At 71.3% G+C, this 24,282-nt stretch carries 19 protein-coding genes and 1 pseudogene; 11 read left to right on the top strand and 9 right to left on the bottom strand.

Annotation, left to right across the window (positions count from 1 at the left end):
• Positions 1–19: 19 nt before the first annotated feature.
• A complete protein-coding gene (gene araA / locus ACFHVL_RS19275; RefSeq protein WP_416629556.1) occupies positions 20–1,516 on the top strand; it encodes an L-arabinose isomerase in 1,497 nt (498 codons plus the stop codon).
• Between the two features lie 129 nt (positions 1,517–1,645).
• Here araA and ACFHVL_RS19280 read toward each other — a convergent pair whose 3' ends face one another.
• Both ACFHVL_RS19280 and ACFHVL_RS19285 read right to left on the bottom strand, forming a co-directional pair.
• The gene (locus tag ACFHVL_RS19280; RefSeq protein WP_416629557.1) at positions 1,646–2,911 is read right to left on the bottom strand and encodes an APC family permease; all 1,266 of its coding nucleotides are present in this window, start codon (positions 2,909–2,911) and stop codon (positions 1,646–1,648) included.
• The gene (locus ACFHVL_RS19285) at positions 2,908–3,759 is read right to left on the bottom strand and encodes an SURF1 family protein (protein WP_416629559.1); all 852 of its coding nucleotides are present in this window, start codon (positions 3,757–3,759) and stop codon (positions 2,908–2,910) included. Before ACFHVL_RS19285 ends, ACFHVL_RS19280 begins: the two co-directional genes overlap by 4 nt.
• Positions 3,760–3,880: 121 nt before the next feature.
• Between ACFHVL_RS19285 and ACFHVL_RS19290 the strand changes: the two genes are divergently transcribed.
• Positions 3,881–5,446: a cobyrinate a,c-diamide synthase gene (locus ACFHVL_RS19290; protein ID WP_416629560.1), complete on the top strand. Its 1,566-nt coding sequence runs from the start codon at positions 3,881–3,883 to the stop codon at positions 5,444–5,446.
• Here ACFHVL_RS19290 and ACFHVL_RS19295 read toward each other — a convergent pair.
• Positions 5,426–7,489, bottom strand: a complete 2,064-nt coding sequence (locus ACFHVL_RS19295) for a transglycosylase domain-containing protein (RefSeq protein ID WP_416629585.1) — start codon at positions 7,487–7,489, stop codon at positions 5,426–5,428. The two genes, ACFHVL_RS19290 and ACFHVL_RS19295, sit on opposite strands and share 21 nt — an antisense overlap.
• Positions 7,490–7,671: 182 nt before the next feature.
• Here ACFHVL_RS19295 and cobC point away from each other — a divergent pair.
• The 3 genes and pseudogenes from cobC to cobA all read left to right on the top strand — a co-directional run.
• Positions 7,672–8,763, top strand: a pseudogene (cobC, locus tag ACFHVL_RS19300) (Rv2231c family pyridoxal phosphate-dependent protein CobC); the annotation flags it as partial.
• On the top strand, positions 8,763–9,812 hold the full coding sequence (cobT, locus tag ACFHVL_RS19305; RefSeq protein WP_416629561.1) for a nicotinate-nucleotide--dimethylbenzimidazole phosphoribosyltransferase: 1,050 nt from the start codon (positions 8,763–8,765) through the stop codon (positions 9,810–9,812). The pseudogene cobC and the gene cobT, both read left to right, overlap by 1 nt.
• Positions 9,809–11,044, top strand: coding sequence for a uroporphyrinogen-III C-methyltransferase (gene cobA, locus ACFHVL_RS19310; RefSeq protein WP_416629563.1), 1,236 nt, complete (start codon positions 9,809–9,811; stop codon positions 11,042–11,044). The genes cobT and cobA overlap by 4 nt, the downstream gene beginning before the upstream one ends.
• 101 nt (positions 11,045–11,145) lie before the next feature.
• On the opposite strand, the gene otsB is transcribed toward cobA, so the two are convergent.
• Positions 11,146–13,755, bottom strand: a complete 2,610-nt coding sequence (otsB, locus tag ACFHVL_RS19315) for a trehalose-phosphatase (RefSeq protein WP_416629565.1) — start codon at positions 13,753–13,755, stop codon at positions 11,146–11,148.
• Positions 13,756–15,153 (bottom strand): alpha,alpha-trehalose-phosphate synthase (UDP-forming), encoded by a 1,398-nt coding sequence (locus ACFHVL_RS19320; RefSeq protein ID WP_416629566.1) that lies wholly within the window; start codon positions 15,151–15,153, stop codon positions 13,756–13,758.
• A gap of 323 nt (positions 15,154–15,476) precedes the next feature.
• On the opposite strand from ACFHVL_RS19320, the gene ettA reads away from it, so the two are divergent.
• The 4 genes from ettA to ACFHVL_RS19340 all read left to right on the top strand — a co-directional run bounded on the left by ettA (position 15,477) and on the right by ACFHVL_RS19340 (position 19,148).
• Positions 15,477–17,153: an energy-dependent translational throttle protein EttA gene (gene ettA / locus ACFHVL_RS19325; protein WP_416629567.1), complete on the top strand. Its 1,677-nt coding sequence runs from the start codon at positions 15,477–15,479 to the stop codon at positions 17,151–17,153.
• A gap of 91 nt (positions 17,154–17,244) precedes the next feature.
• Positions 17,245–17,667, top strand: coding sequence for an acyl-CoA thioesterase (locus ACFHVL_RS19330; RefSeq protein WP_416629587.1), 423 nt, complete (start codon positions 17,245–17,247; stop codon positions 17,665–17,667).
• On the top strand, positions 17,667–18,365 hold the full coding sequence (locus ACFHVL_RS19335) for a hypothetical protein (RefSeq protein ID WP_416629569.1): 699 nt from the start codon (positions 17,667–17,669) through the stop codon (positions 18,363–18,365). The genes ACFHVL_RS19330 and ACFHVL_RS19335 overlap by 1 nt, the downstream gene beginning before the upstream one ends.
• Positions 18,366–18,494: 129 nt before the next feature.
• Entirely contained in the window at positions 18,495–19,148 is a 654-nt protein-coding gene (locus tag ACFHVL_RS19340) for a YbjN domain-containing protein (RefSeq protein ID WP_416629570.1), read from the top strand.
• Positions 19,149–19,197: 49 nt separating this feature from the next.
• On the opposite strand, the gene ACFHVL_RS19345 is transcribed toward ACFHVL_RS19340, so the two are convergent.
• From ACFHVL_RS19345 to ACFHVL_RS19355, 3 genes are all read right to left on the bottom strand, one after another.
• Positions 19,198–19,671, bottom strand: coding sequence for a globin (locus ACFHVL_RS19345; RefSeq protein WP_416629572.1), 474 nt, complete (start codon positions 19,669–19,671; stop codon positions 19,198–19,200).
• 63 nt (positions 19,672–19,734) lie between these two features.
• Complete coding sequence (locus tag ACFHVL_RS19350; RefSeq protein ID WP_416629573.1) at positions 19,735–21,195, bottom strand: MFS transporter; 1,461 nt, start codon at positions 21,193–21,195, stop codon at positions 19,735–19,737.
• A 245-nt stretch (positions 21,196–21,440) separates the two neighbouring features.
• Positions 21,441–22,478: a mechanosensitive ion channel family protein gene (locus ACFHVL_RS19355; protein WP_416629588.1), complete on the bottom strand. Its 1,038-nt coding sequence runs from the start codon at positions 22,476–22,478 to the stop codon at positions 21,441–21,443.
• Between the two features lie 262 nt (positions 22,479–22,740).
• On the opposite strand from ACFHVL_RS19355, the gene ACFHVL_RS19360 reads away from it, so the two are divergent.
• The gene (locus ACFHVL_RS19360; protein ID WP_416629574.1) at positions 22,741–23,277 is read left to right on the top strand and encodes an HNH endonuclease; all 537 of its coding nucleotides are present in this window, start codon (positions 22,741–22,743) and stop codon (positions 23,275–23,277) included.
• 89 nt (positions 23,278–23,366) lie between these two features.
• Here the strand turns inward: ACFHVL_RS19360 and ACFHVL_RS19365 are convergent, their stop codons facing one another.
• Positions 23,367–24,011 carry a class F sortase gene (locus ACFHVL_RS19365; RefSeq protein ID WP_416629575.1) on the bottom strand — a complete coding sequence of 215 codons (645 nt, stop codon included), beginning with the start codon at positions 24,009–24,011 and terminating at the stop codon, positions 23,367–23,369.
• On the opposite strand from ACFHVL_RS19365, the gene ACFHVL_RS19370 reads away from it, so the two are divergent.
• A partial coding sequence (locus ACFHVL_RS19370; RefSeq protein WP_416629576.1) for a hypothetical protein occupies positions 24,000–24,282 on the top strand: 283 nt, incomplete at its 3' end. The two genes, ACFHVL_RS19365 and ACFHVL_RS19370, sit on opposite strands and share 12 nt — an antisense overlap.

Here is a 24,282-nt window from a genome sequence, read left to right on the forward strand (position 1 = left end):
TGTGGTGATGGAGACAGGGATGCGGTCCGCACAGGTGTGGTTCCTCACCGGCAGCCAGGGGCTGTACGGCGAGGACACGTTGCAGCAGGTGGCCGGACAGTCCCAGGAGATCGCCGGGCGGCTGGGCGCCGCCGACGGGTTGCCGGTCCAGGTCGTCTGGCAGCCGGTGCTGACCAGCCCCGAGGAGATTCTGCGGGTCTGCCTGGCGGCCAACGCCGAGCCCGGCGTGGTCGGCGTAGTCGCCTGGATGCACACCTTCTCCCCGGCGAAGATGTGGATCTCCGGCCTGGACGCGTTGCGCAAGCCGCTGCTGCACCTGCACACCCAGTCCAACGTCGCGTTGCCCTGGGCCGAGATCGACATGGACTTCATGAACCTCAACCAGGCCGCGCACGGCGACCGCGAGTTCGGCTACGTGCAGACCCGGCTGGGGGTGGCCCGCAAGACCGTCGCCGGTCACGTCAGCGACCCCCGCGTCGTCGGTCGAATCGCCAGCTGGGCGCGGGCCGCGATCGGTCACACCGAGCTGCGGTCGCTGAAACTCGCCCGGTTCGGCGACAACATGCGCAACGTCGCTGTCACTGAAGGTGACAAGGTGGAGGCGCAGTTGCGCTTCGGCGTCTCGGTCAACACGTACGGGGTGAACGAACTCGTCGAGGTGGTCGACGCGGTGCCGGACACCGACGTCAAGGTGCTGGTCAACGAGTACGAGCAGCGGTACCGGGTCGACGCCGCGCTGCGGGCCGGTGGCGATCGGCACGACTCGCTGCGCTACGCCGCCCGTATCGAGTTGGGCCTGCGCGGCTTTTTGACCGAGGGCGGCTTCAACGCGTTCACCACCAACTTCGAGGACCTCGGCGGGCTGCGGCAACTGCCCGGTCTGGCGGTGCAGCGGCTGATGGCCGACGGCTACGGCTTCGGCGGCGAAGGCGACTGGAAGACCTCGGTGCTGGTCCGCACCCTGAAGGCGATGTCGGCCGGCACCACCGGCGGTACGTCGTTCATGGAGGACTACACCTACGACCTGACCCCGGGCCAGGAGCTGATTCTCGGCGCGCACATGTTGGAGGTCTGCCCGAGCATCGCCGCCGCCACCCCGTCGTGCGAGATCCACCCGCTGGGCATCGGTGGCCGCGAGGATCCGGTCCGGCTGGTCTTCGACGCCGAGCCGGGTCGGGCGGTGGTGCTCGGCATGGTCGACCTGGGGGAGCGGTTCCGCCTGGTCGCCAACGAGATAGACGTGGTGCCGCCGGCACAGCCGTTGCCGAAGCTGCCGGTGGCCCGGGCGGTGTGGCGCCCCGAGCCGGACCTGCCGACATCGGCGGAGGCCTGGCTGACCGCCGGCGGCCCGCACCACACCGTGCTGTCCCAGGCGGTCGGGGTCGACGAGTTGTTTGACCTGGCCGAAATGACCGGCACCGAGCTGGCGGTCATCGACGCCGATACGACGGTCCGGCGGTTCGCCGCCGAGTTGCGCTGGAACCAGGCGTACCACCGGTTGGCCAGGGGCTTCTGACGCGCTGCCGAGCGTTGCGAACTCGCGAGTGGAGGGCTGGGGCACGCTATTTCGCGGAAATAACGTGCCCCAGCCCTCCACTCGATGTTGTCCTGCGGCAAGCCAGGACTCCCAGCATCTGTCCTTGACCTAGGACATGGCTCGTCGGCGGGCGCGTACGCCACGACCGGCCCACCAGACGACGACCCCGACGGCGAACACCACCAGCCCGGTCAGCACCGCCGTGCCGGGCAGGGTGGCGGCCAGCAGCAGACAGCCGGCGATCCCGACGACCGGCACGGCCTTCGGCAACGCACCTTCCGACGGGCTCAGCGTGAGGGCGGCGGCGTTGGCGATCGCGTAGTAGATCAGCACCCCGAACGAGGAGAAGCCGATCGCGTCCCGTAGATCGGCCACCGCGACCAGGGCGACGACGGCGATCCCGACGGCTATCTCCGCCCGGTGCGGGACCTGGCGGCGCGGATGCACCGCGTCCAGACCGGCCGGCAGGTGCCGGCCCCGGGACATGGCGAAGACGGTCCGGGACACCCCGAGGATCAACGCCAGCAGCGCACCGAGGGCCGCGGCGGCCGCGCCGACCCGTACCACCGGCGCCAACCAGCCGGCACCGGCGTCGGTCACCACGGCGACCAGCGGTGCGGTCGCGTCGGCCAGCCCGGCGGATCCCAGTACGTTCAGCGCCGCGCCGGCGACCAGGGCGTAGACGGCCAGCGTGATGCCAAGCGCGACCGGAATGGCCCGGGGGATGGTGCGTCGCGCGTCGCGTACCTCCTCGCCGAGGGTGGCGATCCGGGCGTAGCCGGCGAAGGCGAAGAAGAGCAGGCCGGCACCCTGGAGCACCCCCCAGCCGTCGACCGACGCGCCGGTCGCCGTCGCGCCACCGGCGGTCGCGGTGCCACTCAGCAAGCCGGTCACGACCACCGCCGCCAGCACCACCAGCACGACCGCGACGATGATCCGGGTCGCCGCCACCGAACGGTGCACGCCGGACAGGTTCAGCGCGGTGAGCGCCAGCACCGCGGCGATCGCGACCGGTCGGGCGTACCCCGGCGCCAGGTAGGTGCCGACGGTGAGCGCCATCGCCGCGCAGGAGGCCGTCTTGCCGACCACGAAGCCCCAGCCGGCCAGGTGGCCCCAGAGGTCGCCGAGCCGGCGCCGGCCGTACACGTAGGTGCCGCCGGACTCCGGATAGCGTGCGGCCAGCCGGGCCGACGACATCGCGTTGCAGTACGCGACGACGGCGGCGATCCCGAGAGCGGGGAGCAGCCACTGACCGGCCGCCGCCGAGGCGGGTGCCAATGCGGCGAACACGCCGGCGCCGATCATCGCGCCGAGCCCGACGACCACCGCGTCGCCGGTGCCGAGCCGCCGGGCCAACTCGGCGGGGTGGCTCACGTCGAGTTGCCCCGGCCGCCCTCGGCTGCCTCGACGCGGTCGGCTGAGTCGGCTGCCTCGACGCGGTCGGCGGTGTCCGCCGCGGTCACCGGTCGACGGCCATGTGCCTCTCGGCGGGCCACCCAACCGAAGCCGAACAGGGCCATAGCCGCGAAGATCCACCACTGGACGACGTACCCGCCGTTCTGCCAGCTGTTCTCGTGCCGGACCGGGATCGCGACGAACGCGGTGTCGGCGGCGGGCTCCTGCTCCTGTAGTAGCAGGTAGCCGCCGTGCACCGGGTATGGCAGCTCGGCGGCGAGGGCGGCGGGGGCGATCCGGCGGGTCTCCAGCTTGCCGTCGCGGCGGGTGACCGAGCCGGACTTCCGCTCCGGCTGACGCAGCAGCCCGGTGACGGTCACCGCACCCGTCGGTGCGGCCGGCACCTGCGGCTGGGCGTCGGCCCCGCCGTCGCCCGGCGGCACCCAGCCCCGGTCGACCAGTACGGCCGAGCCGTCGGCCAGCACCAGCGGGGTGAGGATCTCGAAGCCGACCCGGCTGTTCACCGTCCGGCCGCGTACCAGCACGTCGTTGCCAGTGTCGTAGCGGCCGGTCGCGGTGACCCGGGTCCAGGTCGTCGCCTCGGGTGGCGGCTCGCCGGCGGTACCGGGGGCGGCCGCGAACGCCTCGGTCAGCTGCGACAACTCCACCGGGGTCTGCGTCGCGGCAGCGTCGATCCGGTCGTTGACGGCGCTGCGCTGGTGATAGCGGTCCAGCTGCCAGTTGCCGAGCTGGACCATCACCGCGGCGGCGACGAGCGTCAGCGCCAGGTAGCCCAGCCAGCGTGGGGTCAGCAGGAACCGGTACACATCACGGAGGCTACCGGGTAGCGTCTAACGGTTGTTCCACCGCTCCGTCGGTCGTGGCGGCGCGGTACGGTCCGCTCCAGCCCGGCTCCGCCGGGCGCACCTCACGACAGAGGAGTCGCAGATGCCGTCCGTGCCCCGCCTGGTGGTGAGCGCCCCCGCCTCCGGACACGGCAAGACCTCAGTGGCGATCGGGCTGACCGCCGCGCTGCGTGGGCTCGGCCTGAGCACCGCAGGGCTGAAGATCGGCCCGGACCACACCGACGCCGCGTACCTCGGGGCGGCGGCCGGGCGCCCGGGCCGCAACCTGGATCCGATGCTGGTGGGCACCGGCCGGATCGGTCCGTTGCTGGCGCACGGGGCGGCCGGGGCGGACGTCGCCGTGCTGGCCGGGGCGATGGGGTTGTTCGACAGCCTCGGCACCCGGGCGGACAGCGCGTCGACGGCGACCGTCGCCACCGTGCTGCGCGCGCCGGTGCTGATGGTCGTCGACGCCGAGTCGATGGGCCAGTCGGTGGGTGCCCTGGTGCACGGGTTCCGGGCGTACGACGACATGCTCTGGCTCGGTGGGGTGATCCTCAACCGGGTCGGATCGTCCCGGCACGAGCAGGTACTGCGGGACGCGCTCGACGAGATCGGCGTGCCGGTGTTCGGTGCGCTGCACCGGGGTGAGCTGTCCCCGGGGATTCCGCGCCCGGCCGGGGTGGTGCCGGTGGCCCAGCACACCATCGACACGGTTCGGCTGATCCGCCGGCTGGGCGAGGCGGTGGACGCGGTGGTGGATCTGGACCGGGTGCTGGCCCTGGCCCGGTCGGCCCCACCGCTGCCGGGGCCGGCATGGTCGCCCGGAGACGCCCTCGCGGCCGAGGCGGAAGCGGCCGGTACGCCGTTGCCGCCTCCGCCGCCCCGGCGTCCGGTGATCGCGGTGGCCGGCACCGCCGAGTTGGTCTACGGCTACACGGAGACCGTCGAGTTGATCACTGCTGCCGGTGGTGCGGTGGTGCCGGTGGATCCGCTGCGCGACGAGTCGCTGCCGGAGGCGACCGCCGCGCTGGTGCTGCCCGGTGGCCTGCCGGAGACCTACCTGCCGGAGCTGTCGGCCAACCGGGTGCTGACCATGGCGGTGGCCGACCTGGCCCGGGCCGGGCTGCCGGTGCTGGCCGAGGGCGCCGGACTGCTCTGGTTGGTTCGTGAGTGTGACGGTCGGCCGATGGCCGAGGTGTTCGACGCCGCCGCGATGACCACCGACCGGATGATCGTCGGCTACCGGGAGGCGACGTCGCGGGCCGCCACCCCGGTCGCCCCGCTCGGTGCCCGGGTGATGGGGTACAAGCAGCACCAGGTGGTCGTCGCGCCGCGCGCCGGTCACACCCCTGCCTGGACCTGGGGTAACGGCGTGCCGGAAGGCTTCGTCTGGCGTCGGGTGCACGCCTCCCAGTTGTCGCTGCACTGGGCCGGGGCGCCGGAGATCGCCCGGCGGTTGGTGGCCGCCGCCGCTGGCGTCGACAGCCGGATGGCCGCCGGGGACGGCCGTGGTCCGGCGGGGGACGGCCGTGGTCCCGTGCCGGACGGGCGGGGCGGTGCCGGCCCCGGCGACCCCGCCCTGCACCCGCCGATGCCCAGAGCTACCCCGTTGGCCGAGGAGGACACCGATCAGCTCCTGGTGCACTCAGCCGACGATCTCGGCTGATGGCGGGGCGAACTGGCGTACCGGCCGGTCCTTGAGCGCGTTCTTCAACGTGCCGGCCGCCGAGTCGACGGGCTTCTGTGCCTGCCAGTCGCCGACGGCGTTGAACGGATTGTCCGGATCGGCGATGAAGCTGGCCACCGCGAGGTCCGGGGTGTAGCCGGCGAACCAGGCGGATCGGGTGCTGTCGGTGGTACCGGTCTTGCCGGCCACCGGGCGCCCGACCGCCTTGGCCACGCTGTCGGCGGTGGACCAGCCGCCGCAGCTTCCGGCGGCTGGGCGGTCGCCGACCGGGCAGCGGGCCGCGTCAGTGGCGGCCCGGGCCACGTCCGGCGAGAACGCCGCGTGGCAGCGCGGCGTCGCCACGTCGACCTCGACCCCGGTCAACGTCTGGTAGGTGACCGGGGTGCCGTCCGGGTTCTCCACCGACACCACCGGGGAGTCCTCGCAGTGGCTGCCGTCGGCGGCGATGGTGGCGTACGCGTTCGCCATTTCCAGCGGTGTCACGTCGGACACGCCCAGGGTGAACGCGCCCCACTTGCTGGCGTGCTCCGGCGAGGCGTTGCGCTTGTCCACGTCGGTGCGCCAGCGCAGCCCGAGCCGTTCGGCCATCTGTACGGCCTTCTCGGCACCCACCTGCTGCAGCAGCCAGACGAAGTAGGTGTTGACGGACTTGCCGAACCCGGACCACATGTAGTGGTAGCCGGCCATCGCCCCGCTCGCGTTGCTCGGGCACCACCGACCGCCGCAACTGCTGCTGCCCTCACCGCCGTCGTAGATGGAGTTGATCCGGTGCGGCGCGTTGAAGCCGGACCGCAGTGGCATGCCGGCGTCCAGCGCGGCCAGCATGGTGAACATCTTGAACGTCGATCCGGCCTGGTAGCCGGGCAGGTCTCCGCCGCCGAGCAGCGGGGTGACCGTGTTGGGGTAGTTGCCTTTCAGTTGGCCGCGCAGGCTGGGGTTGGAGTGGGCCCCGTTCTCGCTCTGGTCCAGCGAGTAGGTCCGGTTCAGCGCCATCGCCTTGATGTGTCCGGTGCCGGGTTCCACGGCGACCAGACCGTGGGCGAACGGGCTGCCGATCGACTCGCGGGAGGTGATCTGGTCCTGCGCCGCCTTCTGCATGCCCGGGTCGAGGCTGGTGACGATCCGGTATCCGCCGGTACGCAGGTTGGCCAGCCGCTCCGACGGGCTGTCACCGAACGCCTTCTGTCCCATCCACCATGACTTGAGGTAGTCGCAGAAGAAGCCCCAGTCGTTGTGGTCCTGCGGCACCGAGACGCATTCGTTCGGCGGGATGCTGAGGTTGAGTTGGATCGGCTCGGCCTTCGAACGCTCCGCCGCCGCCGGGGAGAGGTAGCCGAGGGCGGCCATCCGGTCGATCACGTAGTTGCGCCGTTCGGTCGCGGCGCCCTGGTCCGAGGCGGCCGGGTCGTACTCCGAGGGGGCCTTGACCAGGCCGGCGATCAGCGCGGCCTCGCTGGCGGTCAGCGCCCGGGGTTCCTTGGAGAAGAAGATCTCCGAGGCGGCGTAGATGCCGTACGCCCGGTGGCCGAAGTACGCGGCGTTGAGGTACCGCTCCAGGATCTCCGGCTTCGACATCTGCTTTTCCAACTCCATGGCGATCCGGATCTCGCGGATCTTGCGCCCGGGGGTCTGTGCGGTCGCGGCCTGCAGCTCCAGCGGTGTCTGCGCGGTTTCCTGCAGCGCCAGCCGGACATACTGCATGGTCAGCGTGGAGCCGCCCTGGGACACGCCGCCGGACTGGGAGTTGGCGACGAAGGCCCGTGCCACGCCCTTGGGGTCGACCCCGCTGTGCTGGTAGAAGCGGTTGTCCTCGGAGGCGACGATCGCCTGCTGGATGAACGGCGACATTTCGGTCAGCGGTACGTACTTGCGGTGTTCCTCGTAGAACATCGTCAGCAGGGTCCGGCCGTCGGCCGCGTACACGTAGGTGGTCTGGGCCGGTGTCGTGTCCCGTAGCTTGCTGGGGATCTGGTCGATGGCCCTGGTGCTGGCGATGACGCCCAAGCCGGCGATGGCGGCCATCGGGTACGCGGCGGCGGCAACCACCACACCTGCGATCAGACCGGCACGGAGCAGTTGGACGAGGCGGCCGTGGCGAGCGGGATTCCGGGTGCGTTTCCTCACGACCTGAAGGTAAGCCGGATAGCTATAAAAGATGTCCAAAAGGATTAACACCACAAGGCGAATCGTGTCACAAGCGTCACCCTTCGTCGATTTCCACCCCACCAGCCGGCATGATCCCCGACATGCAGCAGCACGACCTCGGGCATCACGGCGACGTCGAGGCCACCCCCGGACTGGTCGACCTCGCGGTGAACGTACGGGCGGGTGAACTGCCCCGCTGGCTGGCCGAGCCGATCCGGACCAGCCTGGCCGACCTCGCCCGCTATCCCGACCAGCGGGCGGCCCGGGCGGCGCTCGCCGCCCGGCACGGCCGGACGCCCGACGAGGTGCTGCCGACCGCCGGGGCGGCCCAGGGCTTCGTGCTGATCGCCCAGGCGTTGCGCGACGCCCGGCGCCCCGTGGTGGTGCATCCACAGTTCACCGAGCCGGAGGCCGCGCTGCGCAACGCCGGGCACCGGGTCGACCGGGTACTGCTGCGCGCCGACACCGGATTCACCCTCGACCCCGACCAGATCCCGGCCGACGCCGATCTGGTGATCATCGGGAACCCGACCAATCCCACGTCGGTGCTGCACCCCGCGGACACCATCGCCGCCCTGGCCCGGCCCGGCCGTACCGTCGTCGTCGACGAGGCGTTCGCCGACACCACCTGTGCAGCCGGCGTGGCCGGCGAGCCGCAGTCCCTCGCCACCCGCCGGGACGTACCCGGACTCGTCGTGGTCCGCAGCCTCACCAAGACCTGGGGGCTCGCCGGACTGCGGATCGGCTACCTGCTCGGCCCGCGGCCGCTGCTGCGCCGGCTGGCCACCGCCGCGCCGCTCTGGCCGGTCGCCACCCCGGCGCTGGTCGCCGCCGAGGTCTGCGCCAGCCGGCGGGCGGTCGGGGCCGAACGCCGCATCGCCGCCGCGTTGGCCGCCGACCGGGCACATCTGGTACGCGGACTGCGCGAACTGCCCGGGGTGACCGTCCCCGGCGCGCCGGCCAGCGCGTTCGTGCTGCTCCACGTCGTCGGGGCCGACCAGATCCGGCTACGGCTGCGCGAACAGGGCTACGCGGTACGCCGAGGGGACACCTTCCCCGGTCTGGGTGCCGACTGGCTGCGGGTGGCGGTACGGGACACTGCCACCACCGACGCGTTCCTCTCCGTGCTGTCCAAGACCCTGGAGGACTGATGCTCGACGCGACCCTGGCGGCGATCCGACCACCGGACGACGAGGCGATGGCGCAGGCCTGGGACCTGCACGCCCGGCTGACCAAACCCGCCGGCTCGCTCGGCGTACTGGAGGAACTGTCGGTCCGGCTCGCCGGCCTGGCCGGGACCTGCCCGCCGCCGCTACCGCAACCGGGAGCGGTAGCGATCTTCGCCGCCGACCACGGCGTGCACCGGCAGCGGGTGACCGGCTGGCCGCAGGAGGTGACCGCCCAGATGGTGGCGAACTTCCTCGCCGGCGGTGCCGTGGTGAACGCCTTCGCCCGGCAGACCGGGGCGAGTGTCACCGTGGTCGACGTCGGTGTCGCGGCCGAGCTGGAGCCCGCCGACGGGCTGGTCCAGGCCCGGGTCCGGCCCGGCACCGCCGACCTGTCCGCCGGCCCGGCGATGACCCTCGACGAGGCGCGCGCCGCCGTCGAGGTGGGCATCCGGGTCGCCGCCGATCTGCACGCCGCCGGGGCCGGCGTGCTGCTCACCGGTGACATGGGCATCGCCAACACCACCGCCGCGGCGGCCCTGATCGCCGCCTTCACCGGCGCCACCGCGGCGGCCGTCACCGGCCGCGGCACCGGCGTCGACGACGAGACGTACCAGCGGAAGGTCGCGGTGGTCGATGCCGCGCTGCGCCGGCACCAGCCGGACCGGACCGATCCGCTCGGGGTGCTGGCGGCGGTCGGCGGACTGGAGCACGCCGCGCTGTGCGGTTTCATCCTCGGCGCCGCAGCCTGCCGGATACCGGTGATCGTCGACGGGGTCAGCGCGGTCGCCGCCGCCCTCGCGGCGGCGGCCTGCGCCCCGGCCGCCCCCGCCGCGATGATCGCCGGTCACCGGTCAGCGGAGCCAGGCGCTACCGTGGGTCTGCGTCAGCTCGGTCTGGTGCCCCTGATCGATCTGGGGCTGCGGCTGGGGGAGGGCACCGGAGCCCTGCTGGCCTGGCCGATCGTCGCCAGCGCGGTCCGGGTGCTGCACGAGGTGGCCACCTTCGACTCGGCGGGGGTCTCCGAGAAGTGAATCTCTACCCACTGGGGCTGTGGCTGGCCGGCCGTCGGGTGCTGGTGGTCGGCGGCGGCACCGTCGCCACCAGACGGGTGCCGGCGCTGCTGGACGCCGGCGCGGACGTACTACTCGTCTCGCCGGAGCTGACTCCGGCGTTGCAGGGCCTGGCCACCGCCGGGCGGCTGGCCTGGCGGCCTCGGCGGTTCGAGCCGGCCGACCTCGACGAGGTGTGGCTGGTCCAGGTCGCCGTGGACGACCCGGTCGCGGCCGCCGAGGTCAGTGCGGCGGCGGAGCCCCGACGGGTGTTCTGCGTCCGGGCCGACGACCGTACCGAGGCGACCGCCTGGACTCCGGCGGTCACCCGGCACGGGCCGGTGACCGTCGCGGTCCTCGGCGGCGGTGACCCGCAGCGGGCGGTCCGGGTCCGGGACGCGATCGGGCAGCGGCTGGCCGACGGCAGCATTCCCATCACGGAGCCGGTGTCGCCGGCCCCGACCCCCGGGCCGGCCCCGATGGGTCAGGTGATCTTGGTCGGCGCCGGGCCCGGCGACCCCGAGCTGATCACCGTCAAGGGGCGGCGGTTGCTGGCCGAGGCCGACGTCGTGGTCGCCGACCGGCTGGTGCCCGGCCTGCTGCTGGACGAGTTGCCGGCCCGGGTGGAGCTGATCGACGCGGCCAAAATTCCGTACGGCCCGGCCGCCGCCCAGGAGGAGATCAACCGGATTCTGGTCGACCGGGCCCGGACCGGGGCCACCGTGGTACGGCTCAAGGGCGGCGATCCGTACGTGTTCGGCCGTGGCGGCGAGGAGCTGCTGGCCTGTGTCGACGCCGGGGTGCCGGTGTCGGTGGTGCCGGGCGTCACCAGCTCGATAGCGGCACCCGCAGTGGCCGGCATCCCGGTGACCCACCGCGGGGTCGCCCACGAGTTCACCGTGGTCTCCGGGCACCTTCCGCCGGGGCACCGGCTCTCCCTGGTGGACTGGTCGGCGCTGGCCCGGCTACGCGGCACGCTGGTCGTCCTGATGGGGCTCAGGAACCTGCCGGTGATCGCCGAGGCCCTGCTCGCCGGTGGCCGGGGTGCCTCGACCCCGGTGGCGGTGGTGCAGGAGGCGACCACCGGCACCCAGCGTGGACTGACGTCGACGCTGAGCACGGTGGCCGACGATGTCGCGACCGCCGGGCTACGTCCACCGGCGGTGGTGGTCGTCGGCGATGTGGTCACCGCGTTGCGCCTCGACGCGAGCTGAGCCCGGTCCTGCCCGAGGTGAAACCCGATCCGGCACGCCGTGCCGGATCGGGCTTTCGGTGGCTCAGTGAACTTTCGGTGGCTCAGTGGGCTTTCGGTGGTTCAGCGGGTGAGCATGTCGTCCAGCAGCAGTGCGCACCGGATCAAACCGAGATGGCTGTACGCCTGGGGATGGTTGCCCAGCCCACGCTCGGCCATCGGGTCGTACTGCTCCGGCAGCAGCCCGGTGGGTCCGGCCGTGTCGATCATCTGCTCGAACAGTTCCTCGGCGTCACCGCGCCGGCCGGTGCGCAGGTACGCCTCGATCAGCCAGGCGGTGCAGATGTGGAATCCGCCCTCCCGGCCCGGCAGCCCGTCGTCCCACCGGTAGCGGTAGACCACCGGACCGCTGCGCAGGTCGGCCTCGACCTTGAGGACGGTGGCGAGGAACCGCGGGTCGTCGTCGGGCAGCAGCCCGGAGAGCCCGATCCACAGCGACGAGGCGTCCATATCCTCGTCACCGTAGGCGACCGTGTACGCGCCGGCCTTGTCGTGCCAGCCGTACTCCAGGACGTTGCGGCCGATCCGGTCGCGCAGTTCGACCCACTCCGGCCGCTCGCCGCCGCCGTGGCTGCCCACCATTCTCAGCGCCCGGTCGACGGTCATCCAGCACATCACCTTGGAGAACACGTGGTGCCGGGGGGCCAGCCGGGCCTCCCACAGCCCGTGGTCCGGCTCGTGCCAGCGGCGCTCCACCGCCTGCACCATCGCCTCCAGCACCCGCCACTCGTCGTCGCGGACCGAGCCGCGGGCGTCGGCGACCACCGCGAGCAGATCCGCGATCGGCCCGAACACGTCGAGCTGCAGCTGGTGGTTGGCGAGGTTGCCGACCCGGACCGGGCGGGAGCCGGCATAACCGGGCAGGGTGTCGATGACCGCCTCGGCACCGAGCTCGAAGCCCTCCACGGTGTACAGCGGGTGCAGCCGCTCCGGGTGGCCGCCGGTGCGTTCGACGCAGCCGTCCACCCAGCGCAGGAACGCCTCCGCCTCGGTCAGCGAGCCGAGGTCGACCAGCGCGCGGGCGCTCATCGCCGCGTCACGCAGCCAGCAGTAGCGGTAGTCCCAGTTGCGGACCCCGCCCAGCTCCTCCGGCAGCGAGGTGGTGGCGGCGGCGAGAATCGATCCGGTCGCCTCGTGGCACAGTCCGCGTAGGGTCAGCGCGCTGCGGGCGACGAGCTCCCGGCCGGTGTTGGGCAGCCGCAGCTCGCGTACCCAGTCCCGCCAGGGTTGCTCGGCGACGGACTGGCGCTGTGTCACGGGGTCGCTGTGGTGCTCCAGGCTGTGCGAGCCGAAGCGCAGCTCCATGGTGAGTGCACCGCCGAGCGTGGCCAGGTCGACCAGCGCGCGGGCGGTTTCCCGGCCGCCGTCGTCGACGACCTTCCATTCCACGCCCGGGGAGTAGAGGGCGACTGGTTCGTTGGATCCGAGCACCAGCAGTCCGTCGCCGAGCGGCTGGAGCTGGACGGCGACCTGACCGAACTCCGGCCGGGGGGCGAACTCCAGCTGGGCCTGCCCGGTGCCGGTGAGCACCCGGACCAGGGTGGAGTCGGCTTCCGGCACCACGGTGTCGCCGGCGGCCGGGTCGGCGGGCGGGCAGTCGAGCCAGTCGGTGACGGTCAGCCCGGACCAGCGGGTCTCCACGGTCATCGTGCCGGGCCGGTAGCGCTGGCCGAGTGGCAGCCCACCACGGGCCGGTGCGACGGTGAAATGCCCGGCCGGGGCACCGCCGAGCAGGTCGGCGAAGATCGCCGACGAGTCCGGCTTGGGGTGACAGAGCCAGGTGACCTTGGCGTCGGGGGTGAGTAGCGCGATGGTGCGCCCGTTGGCGAGCATCGAGTGCCGCTCGATGGGCACGGCGTGCTCGCCGTAGAGCCAGTTTCGCCGGGTCTCCAGCAGTACGCCGAGCACCCGGGCGGCGTCGATCGGCTCGGCCACCCGGAAGTCGGCCCGGGTCTCACCGTCGCCGATCTTGATGCCGACGTCGGGGCCGTGCAAGTTGGCGAAGGCGCTCTCGTCGGTGACCGAGTCACCGATGAAGAGCACCCCGCTGGCCGATGTCTGGGTGCGGATCTGATCCAGGGCGGTGCCCTTGTCGGTGGCGACCACCGACAGCTCGATGACCTCCTTGCCCTGGGTCACGGTGACGTCTGGCCAGCTCGCCGGACCGGCTCGAACCGCTTCGACGACCGCTGCGGCGACCTGCGGGTCGGCACCTCGGGTGTGTACCGCGACGCTGGCCGGCTTGACCTCCAGCCGGGCACCGGGCTGCTCCTTGATCAGTTGCCGCAGCTCCCGCTTGAGTTGCGAGTGCACCTGCAACTGCTCGGGGGCCAGCCGCTCGACGAAACCGATGTCGAACTCGGATCCGTGACTGCCGACCAGGTGGACCTCGCTGGGCAGCCGGGAGAGCGCGGCCAGGTCGCGCAGTGCCCGGCTGGAGACCACCGCGACGGTGGTCTGCGGCAGCGCGGCGAGGGCGCGTACCGCCGCCACCGATTCCGGCAGCGGCACGGCCTTGGTCGGATCCTCGACGATCGGTGCGAGGGTGCCGTCGTAGTCACAGGCCACCAGAAGTATCGGCATCCGGGCGATCCGCCCGATCGCCGCGCGCAGCTCGGGATCGATCCGATCCGCGACCGCGCGTACGTCCCCGTCAAGGACGGACGTTCTCATTCATTCCTCCGTCTCGGGCACACCGAGTTCTGTGAGGAAGGAGCGGGCCCAGTGGCCGACATCATGGGTCCGCAGGTGGCGTTGCATGATCCGCATTCGCCGCCGGGACTCGGAGCTGTCGACATGTACCGCCCGCAGCAACGCGTCCTTGACTCCGTCCGGGTCGTGCGGGTTGCACAGAAACGCTTGACGCAGCTCCGTGGCGGCACCGGCGAACTCGCTGAGTACGAGGGCCCCGCCGGTGTCCGCGCGGGCTGCGACGTACTCCTTGGCCACCAGGTTCATTCCGTCTCGCAGTGGTGTCACCATCATCACATCGGCCGCGCGGTAGAGCGCGGCGAGTTCACTGCGACTGTACGACTGGTGGAGGTAGTGCACCGCAGGCACACCTACCCGGCCGAATTCGCCATTAATCCGACCAACTTCGCGCTCAACCTTGACCCGAAGTGCCTGGTAGTGCTCGACACGCTCGCGGCTCGGCGTGGCGACCTGCACCATAACCGCCTCGGGGACTGTCAGCTTTCCGTCAGCAAGAAGTTCACGGAAGGCCTTCAGCCTGAGTTCGATCCCCTTGGTGTAGTCCAGTCGGTCCACGCCGAGGATGACGGTCTCCGGGTCGCCGAGCTCGGCGCGGATCTGCTTGGCCCGCGCCTCCACGGCGGGATCGTGGGTCATCCGCTCCATCTCGGGCACGTCGATCGAGATCGGGAACGCCCCGGCCTTGACCTTACGGCCGTCGACCTGAATCATCTGGCCCTCGTAGCGCAGCCCCAGCAGGTGGCGGGCCAGCCGGACGAAGTTCTGCGCGGCCAGTCGCTGCTGGAACCCGACCAGGTCGGCGCCGAGCAGCCCGCGCAGGATCTCCGCCCGCTGCGGCATCTGCATGAACAGCTCGATCGGCGGGAACGGGATGTGCAGGAAGAACCCGATCCGCAGATCCGGACGGATCTCCCGGAGCATCGACGGCACCAGCTGCAGCTGGTAGTCCTGCACCCAGACGGTGGCGCCCTCGTCGGCGACCTCCGCCGCCGCCTCGGCGAACCGGGCGTTGACCACCCGGTAGGCCTCGCGCCAGCGACGTTTGAAGGCGGGGGTCTCGACCGCGTCGTGGTACAGCGGCCAGATGGTGGCGTTCGACTGGCCCTCGTAGTAGCGTTCTAGTTCCTCGGCGCTCAGCGGCACCGGGTGCAGCCGGATTCCCTCCAGGTCGAAGGGCTCCGGGGCGGCGCCGGCACCGCCGGCCCAGCCGACCCAGGTGCCCTTGTGCTGAGCGAGTACCGGGTGCAGCGCGGTCACCAGACCGCCCGGGCTGCGTCGCCACTGGCGACCCTCGGGCGTGGTCACCTCATCCACCGGCAGGCGGTTGGCGACCACAACGAAAGAGCTCCGAACCGTCACGTTCCGTACACCTCCGGTGATTACGGGACCGCCATGAGCGTACTGTGCGAGCCAGGCGGGTGAACCCCCGTCCCCCTCTTGATGCCCCGCTGATCAGCACACCGAAACCATCGGGCGCGACGCGGTCGGCGAATTCGGCGTCGTCCGCGGCGGGTTCCGCGGTGGGGTGAGGTGCGGTCGGGGCCCCGGACCTGTCAGGATTGACGACGGCGTACGAACCGTAGCCCAGCGTGCCCGCTGCACGGGCGTGGGCGGGACCATCGAGGTCCACGCGACGCCGGTAGGCAGCGGGTTCCACGAGAGTTCTGGAGGTAGGCCGCACCGTGGCCCAGTACATCTACGTCCTGGAGAGGGCGCGTAAGGCGCACGGCGACAAGGTCGTGCTGGACAACGTGACGCTCAGCTTCCTGCCCGGCGCCAAGATCGGTGTGGTCGGCCCGAACGGTGCCGGTAAGTCCAGCCTGCTCAAGATCATGGCAGGACTGGACCGCCCGAGTAACGGCGAGGCCAGGCTGATGCCCGGCTACACCGTCGGCATGCTGTCGCAGGAGCCGCCACTCAACGACGCCAAGACCGTCCTCGGCAACATCGAGGAGGCCGTCGCCGAGACCAAGGCCAAGCTCGAACGGTTCAACAAGATCGCCGAGCAGATGGCGACGGACTACTCCGACGAGCTGATGGACGAGATGGGCCGGCTGCAGGAGGAGCTGGACCACTCCGACGCATGGGACATCGACTCCAAGCTCGACCTGGCGATGGACGCGCTGCGTTGTCCGCCGCCGGACGCCGACGTGACCCAGCTGTCCGGTGGCGAGCGACGCCGGGTCGCGCTGTGCAAGCTGCTGCTCGAAGCGCCGGATCTGCTGCTGCTCGACGAGCCCACCAACCACCTGGACGCCGAGAGCGTCAGTTGGTTGGAACAGCACCTCGCCAAGTACGCCGGCACCGTGATCGCGATCACCCACGACCGGTACTTCCTGGACAACGTGGCCGGCTGGATCCTGGAACTCGACCGCGGCCGGGCCGTCGGCTACGAGGGCAACTACTCCACGTACCTGGAGAAGAAGGCCGCTCGGCTGGCGGTCGAGGGCCGCCGCGACGCCAAGATGAAGAAGCGGCTCACCGAGGAGCTGGAGTGGGTGCGCTCCAACGCGAAGGCCCGCCAGACCAAGTCCAAGGCGCGGCTCGACCGCTACGAGGAGATGGCCAGCGAGGCGGAGAAGACCCGCAAGTTGGACTTCGAGGAGATCCAGATCCCGCCGGGGCCGCGGCTGGGCAACACCGTCATCGAGGCGGTGGGGCTGAAGAAGGGCTTCGGCGACCGGATCCTGATCGACGATCTGAGCTTCTCGCTGCCGCGCAACGGCATCGTCGGCATCATCGGTCCGAACGGCGTCGGCAAGACCACGTTGTTCAAGACGATCGTCGGGCTGGAGCAGCCGGACAGCGGCCAGGTCCGGGTCGGCGAGACCGTACAGCTGTCCTACGTCGATCAGAACCGCTCCGGGCTGGACAGCAGCAAGACGGTGTGGGAGGTCGTCTCCGACGGCCTGGACCACCTGATGGTGGGCAAGGTCGAGATGCCGTCGCGGGCGTACGTGGCCGCGTTCGGCTTCAAGGGTCCGGACCAGCAGAAGCCGACCAAGGTGCTCTCCGGCGGTGAACGCAACCGGCTCAACCTGGCGCTCACCCTGAAGATCGGCGGCAACGTCATCCTGCTCGACGAGCCCACCAACGACTTGGACGTGGAGACGCTGTCCAGCCTGGAGAACGCCCTGCTGGAGTTCCCCGGGTGCGCGGTGGTCATCTCGCACGACCGGATGTTCCTGGACCGGGTGGCGACGCACATCCTGGCCTGGGAAGGCGACGACACCGACCCGGCCAGGTGGTTCTGGTTCGAAGGCAACTTCGAGTCGTACGAGAAGAACAAGATCGACCGGATGGGCGCCGAGGCGGCTCGGCCGCATCGGGTGACCTACCGCAAGCTGACCCGTGACTGATTCGGTGCAGGCTGGTCCTGCGCTGGCTGGTCCTGCGCCGGCCGCCACCGAATCGCTCGGTGGCGGCCAGCGGTACACGTTCCACGCCGCGCTGCGCTGGTCCGACCTCGACGCGTACGGGCACCTCAACAACTCCCGCTTCCTCACCCTCTACGAGGAGGCGCGGGTGGCGTTGATGTTCTCCGGCGGGCACGCCTGGGGTGTCTCCTCGTTCGCCGACGGGGTGCTCATCCACCGCCACGAGATCGACTATCTGCGGCCGGTGGACTACCGGCTGGGTCGGGCCAGCGCCGAGCAGGCACCGAGCGTGCGGATCGAGCTGTGGATCGAGCAGGTCCGGCCGTCGCGGTTCACGGTGGCGTACGAGATGTTCGACGGCGACCAGTTGGTCAGCCGGGCCTGTTCCGTCCTGGTGCCGTTCGACCTGAGTCGGGGTCGCCCCCGGCGGCTGACCGACGCCGAGCGGGCCTTCCTGCAGCCGTACGTGCGACCGGCCGACACCACCGGTGCGTGATGAGCGGACGTTCATCCGTGGCCGGGGGGCCGGCGGACCACCACGGTCTCGGTGGACTCGCCGACGCCGGGGCGTTCCTGGCCCGGTTGACCCGACTGGACAGCGCCGCCGTCGTGCGGCTGCGCTCGGCTGACTCCGGTCGGACCGAGCTCTGGGCGCGACTGCCCTGGTCGGTGCTGGTGCAGCGGACCGTCGCCGGGCCGGGGCCGGGCGATGTCACCGTGTCCGCCGCCGAGTTGCTCGGCTGTCTCGCCGCCGGCGATCCGGGTATGCCGGCGGGCCGGGACGGTAATTGGCGGTGGGCACTGCCTTCGGGCCCGGCCCGGACTGTGGAATCGGTGCCGGTCGACGACCTGCGGCGGGTCGCGGCGGCGGCGGCGGGCACGTTGCGGGCCGCCGAAACCCAGGGCGTAGGCGGTCGGGCGGTGGGTCAGCGCGCGCTTCGAGACGCCCTGCTCGACCACGTCGCGATCGTGGTGACGGCCGACGACGGGCCGGCGCGGCGGATCGAGGTCCGACAGGCCATGGTGCAGGCGGTGGTACGGATGGGGTTTCTCGGCAACGCGTCAGGATCGGCAGTGGTTCGGGTCAGGATAGTAGGAAGTTGGGTAGCGCTTGAGGCCCCGTTCGGGGTTGCTTGGATACAAAGAGTTAACACTTTAGCCCTATCGCCGATGATCGTTCATCCGAACGGATGATGGCTGCTAGTCCCTCTGGTTCAGGGAGGTCGGTGGGGGGGTGTCTCGGCACAGCTATCCGGGTACCGTCGTGCCTCGGATCCAACGCAATGTAGGCGCTCGGATCCGCTGGGGAGTGAGGTGCGCGAAATGCCGTGGTGGTCGTGGCGCTCCGGTCACGTAGATGCCGGTGAGCCGGATACCCGAAGCAGGTCGGTAGTAGATAGCAGCGTCCGGTTGGGGCTACCGGCGCCCCGAGCGCCGGAGCAGCCGCCCCGGGCACCGGCCGACTTCGGGCCGGCCAGATCAGCCGGGCTGCCGTGCCCGGTCCCGTCGCCCGTCGCCGCCGGGGGCGTCGCAGCCGGGGGCAAGGAACTCGCCCCGCAGCCCACGCCGGTGAACCTGCGCCGGATCGGCGAGGCGCTGGATCGGCTGGACATCCGGTATCTCGCCGACGGCGACGGCAGCTTGTTGGCGATGTGGGAACGACACGCCGTGTTGTTCACCCTGGAGGGCCCGGACGACGAGATCCTGGTGGTGCGGACCCGCCCCCACCCGACCGTCCCGCCGGACTGGGCCGACCGCGCCTACCGGGTGGTCAACGAGTGGAACCACACCCAACGGTTCTGCAAGGCATACGTCGGCGACCCTACCGATCGGGGCCAGTTGCCGATCTACGCCGAGATGCAGGTGCCGTTGGCCGCCGGGGTCCACGACGCGCTGCTGGTCGAGATGCTGGACGCCGGAGCCGTCGTGGCAACCACCTTCGTCGACTGGCTGCACGACGAGGGTGCCCTACTCTAGCCGGACCGCGCCGGCGGCAGTGCCGGGCCCGACCGTCCGGCGGGCCCGATCAGCCGGCGGGCAGGTTTCGCCCGGGTGGGACCGACGGGTCCATCTCGTTGACCATGAAGTATGCGGCCCGCTCCAGGTAGTCCCAGAGCAGCCCGGCCAGTTCGGGATGCAGGTCGAGCCGGTCGACCGCGCGGCGCATGTGCACCAGCCATGCGTCGCGCTCGGCCGCGCCGATTCGGTACGGAGCGTGCCGCATTCGCAGTCGGGGGTGCCCGCGCTGCTCCGAGTAGGTCCCCGGACCGCCCCAGTACTGCATCAGGAACAGGGTCAGTCGGTCCGCGGCGGGTCCGAGATCCTCCTCGGGATACATCGGCCGCAGGACCGGATCGGTGGCCACGCCCGCGTAGAACTCGTCGACGAGGCGCCGGAACGCGGGCTCGCCGCCGATCGCGGCGAAGAACGTCGCAGCGGGGTCGCTGGCCGCCGGCGTCGCGCCGGTCGTGCCGTTGGCGGGATCTGACGCTGTCACCACTACATCCTGCCAGCCGGGCGGTGACCGACCGGGCCCGGTGCCCTGCGGCTCATCTGCCGCAGCTCAGATCCGGCCAACCTCGCTCGGTGGCTGTTGCCCCGTACCGTCGGTGTCGGCCTGGTCGCTCCCGTGCGCAGGTTGCCCCACCCGGGCCGGTGGCACCGCGGGCCCGGCACCGGGCGAGGGCGCCGACGACGACGGCGCCGAGCCGGCGGCAGGGGAGGAGGCCGCGGAATCCGGGGCGGGGGCTGAGGCGACCGCGGCGATCGCCACGTCGAAGCGTTCGGCGCTGGGCCAGCGAAGCACCAGCAGCGAGACCACCACGGCCCCGGCCAGGCTCCAGATCCCCACCACCGTCGGGATGTCGAACCGGTCGGCGAGCAACCCGGTGATCAGGACGGCGGCTCCCTGACCCAGCTGCATCCCGGTGGCGATAACGCCGAAGGCCCGGGCCCGGTAGCCGTGCGGCAGCGCCCGGACGAACAACCCGTTGGCGACCGGCAACAGGCCGGCGACCGCGAAGCCGCAGAGCCCCGCCAGCGCGGCCACCACCGGCGGGCTGGGGTCGAACAGTGTCGGGACCAGCGCGACCGGGGCGAGCACCGCGAACGGGCGGATCAGCCGTCGACGGCGGTCAGGACGTACGAACCGTCCGATGATCAGACCGCCGAGGATGTAGCCCGCCGGACTCGCCGCCATGATCATCGCCTGGGCCAGGCCACGCTCCGAGTCCGAGATCCCCGGCTGGTCGGCCCAGGCCGCGGCCAACCCTTCCGGCACGATCGCGAACAGCGGGACGGAACAGACCAGGATCGCGATCGCCCGCAGCACGTCGGTGCGCCAGACCAGTCGGAAGCCGTCTGCGGTCTCCCGCAGCAGTGGCTGACGGCGCTCCGGCGCGCTCGCGGCGGGCCGGGGCTGGATTCCGAGCCGGATCGCCAGCGCCGAGGCGGCGAAGGTGACGGCGTTGACCACCAGCGCCGCCCGTGGGTTGGCGGAGGCGATGGCCGCCCCGGCGACGTATCCGCCGACCTGGACCAGCTGAGCGGTGCTCGCATTGAGCGAGAGACCGACGATCAGGCGGTCGCCGGTCAGCACGGTCGGCATCAGCGCGGACCGGGCCGCCTGGTTCGGCGGGCTGGCCAGGGTGGCGCAGAACAGCAGCGCGAGCATGGCCCACACGGGCAGCCCAGGCAGGGCGACCAGACCGATGAGCACCATCCGGATGAGATCGGTGGTGATCATGACCCGGTGGTACGGGTACCGCTCGGCGACCGTACTGAGCAACGGGCCGCCGACCAGCCAGGGCAGGAAACTGATCGCGAACGCGGCTGCCGACAGCGCCACGGACTCGGTCTCGCTGTAGACCAGGACAGTGACCGCCGCCTTCGCGATGTAGTCGCCGATCCAGGACAACGACATCGAGGCGAAGAGAAAACGGAACTCCCGCGTGGCGAACACCTCGCGGAAGGTGGCCGGATTCTCCGCGGTGTGTGTCTCGTCGGACACGGACGGCGCCTCCATCGTTCTCGGCGGACCCGCTCGTGGCAGGCACCGCCGGGGAACGTCCCGGACGTACGGCTGAGCGAAGTGGCGGTGACACTCCGATGACACTCGTCCCGGATCATGCCCGATCGGGTGAGATCTGGCTAGTGTGAACGGCTATTTTGTCGGGACCCTGACTGAACGAACGGATGACAACCAGATCGCCATCTGGCGCATCGTCCCTGCTTGTCGGCCCATCGGACCCGGTCCATGGGCTGGCCGGATCAGGTCGCCCCGCCCTGGCCGGTTTCCTCCTGCCCGGCTGCCGACCCACGCGCGACGAACATCCGCCCGACCGCGATCTGCGCCGAGATCCCCGAGGTCTGCAGGGCGGCGGCCAGTTGGCGGCGCAGTTCCCGACCGACCGCGAACTGGCCTTCGGCGGTGGTCTTCGCGACCGTACGGATCACCGCCCCGTCCACGGTGAGTTGCTCCACGCCCAGCACATCGGGTGGTTCGACGAAATGGCTCGCGAACTCGTTGTCCGCCGCCACTGTCAGCGCAGCCGTACGTAGCACCGCCGTCGCCTGCTCGGCGTCGGCGAAGCCGATCGGCATGTCGACCACCACCATCGCCCAACCCTGGCTCTTGTTGCCGACCCGGATGATCTCCCCATTGCGGATGTACCAGAGCACGCCTCTGCTGTCGCGCACGGTGGTGATCCGCAGGCCGACGGCCTCGACCACGCCGGTCGCCTCACCCAGATCGACCGTGTCGCCAACCCCGTACTGGTCCTCCAGAAGCATGAACAGCCCGGCGATCAGGTCCTTCACCAACGCCTGAGCGCCGAAGCCGAGGGCCAGGCCGGCAATGCCCGCGCTGGCCAGCAGCGGAGCCAGGTTGAAGCTCAGCTCGCTGAGCACCAGCAGCACCGCGAGCGCGAACACCATTGCGCTGACCAGGCTGCGCAACACCGATCCGATCGCCTCGGCGCGCTGGCGGCGGCGTTCGGGCATCGCCGGGCTCCCGGCCGCCGGAACCCGCTCCCGCAGCGGACGCAGGATCGTCGGCCCGGTCAGCGTCGAGGTGCTGTTCACCAGCCGCCGGATGGCCCGGTGCAGCAGATGGCGGATCACCACCGCCGCGACGACGATCAGCACGATCCGGATCGGCTTGACCAGCAGGTAGAAGCTTCCGTCGGCCAGCCAGGCCAGGCCGGTCCAGTCGAAGACCTGGTGGCAGACCGGATCGTCGCCCGGGCAGACCGGGCTCTCTGTCGGCTCGGGGCTCGTCGAGGGCACCACGCTCAGGTTCACCGTCATGTAGTACCGCACGGTGCCCGCCGATCGACGGCCGACCCGCACCGTCCGGTGGAACCCGGCAGAACGGGGCATCCGCTCACCATCCGCCGAACGCCTGAGGGAGCAGGTCCGAATAGTACGTGCAATCGGGTCATCAATCGGGGACTATTGGCGCACGGGCGCTGGCGATTCGCCAGCGCACGCACCGGTTCGAGGGTCGGATCGGGACGAGTGGTGGTCGGCACTGGGAGCGGGCGGGAACACAGCCGAGAGGGTGAACGGGATGCCTGACATACGACCCACGGTGGGCTCCGGATCGTTGGTGCTCAACGCCACGTACGAGCCGCTGTGTGTCGTCTCTGTCCGCCGTGCCGCGATCCTGGTGCTGTCCGCGAAGGCGGTGTGTGTCGCCGATGGCGAGGGCATCCTGCACAGTGCCCGCACCCGCCTGCCCGTCCCGTCGGTGGTGCGGCTGACCCGCTACGTCCGGGTGCCCTACCGTACCCACGTCGGCCTGTCCCGCCGGGCCATCTTCGCCCGCGACGGCTGGCGCTGCGCCTACTGCCGGGGCGCGGCGGAAACCATCGACCACGTGTTTCCGCGCAGCCGGGGCGGCCGGCACGTCTGGGAGAACGTCGTCGCCGCCTGCGCCCGGTGCAACCACACCAAGGGCGACCGGACCCCGGCCGAGCTCGGTTGGCGCCTGCAGACGGCACCCGCCGCACCGAAAGGCAACGCCTGGCGGGTCCTCGGTCACCGGGCACCGGACCCGCGCTGGGCGGACTGGCTGGACCTGTCCGAGTCCGAAGCCGTCGCCTGACGGCATGATCGCGACGATCTTGCACTTATCGAGAGCTTTTGTCCAAATTGTCCGTCGATAAGTGCAAGATCGTCGCGATCATGGGCTGATCAGCCGTCCTGGGCGTCGACCAGGGCGGCGAACACGACCACGTTGTCCGCGTACCCGGTCGACCCGCCGACCCACCGGCCGCCGCAGGTGATCAGGCGTAGCCCGGGGCGGCTGAAGTCGGCGTACACCCGGTCCACCGGCAACGACGACTTGTCGAACTGCTCCACCGACGTGACCTCGAACACCGCCACCGACCCGTCCATCCGCCGGACCTGGATCTGCGCGCCCGGATGCAGCGTGCCCGCCTGATGGAACACCGACGGGCCGGTACGGGTGTCCACGTGGCCGACGATGACGGCCGGCCCGTTCTCCCCCGGGGACGGGCTCGCCACGTACCAGCCGGCCTCGTTGTGCCGGTTCAGCTCCGGCACCTCGATCGTGCCGTCCTCGCTCAGGCCGACATCGTGCACGGCGGCCTGCAGGTTCAACGCCGGGATGTTCAGACTGACCGGGTCGCTGGCACCCATCGGCGGATGGTCCCGGACCGAGTGCCGGTCCGCGCCCGGCAGCCAGCGCGTCATCGGCGTCCCGGTGACCCGCTCGAAGCCGAAGCCGGCGAAGAAGACGCCGAAGACGATCAGCGCCACCGCCACCGGACTCCACCGGGGCGCGCCACGGCGACCCGGGTAGCCGTGCGCCCCCACCCGGCCACCCGTACGCCCGCCTGGCCGCAGCAGTCCGAGACCGGGCCAACCACGCCGGCGTCGCGACCCCGGCCCCCGCCCGGCACCCGAACCCTGGCCCGGCACGGCCGCGACGCCGCGCAGCGGTGCGCGTGCCACCCCCCGGGCGGTGCCCGGGACCGCCGGCAGCGTCCCTGGCTGATCCTGCGGCCCAGCCTGCCCAGCCTGCCCAGCCGGCTCAGCCTGCCCAGCCGGCTCAGCCTGCCCAGCCGGCTCAGCCTGCCCAGCCGGC

It is taken from the genome of Micromonospora sp. LOL_023 (assembly GCF_048060115.1).
Taxonomy (GTDB): domain Bacteria; phylum Actinomycetota; class Actinomycetes; order Mycobacteriales; family Micromonosporaceae; genus Micromonospora_E.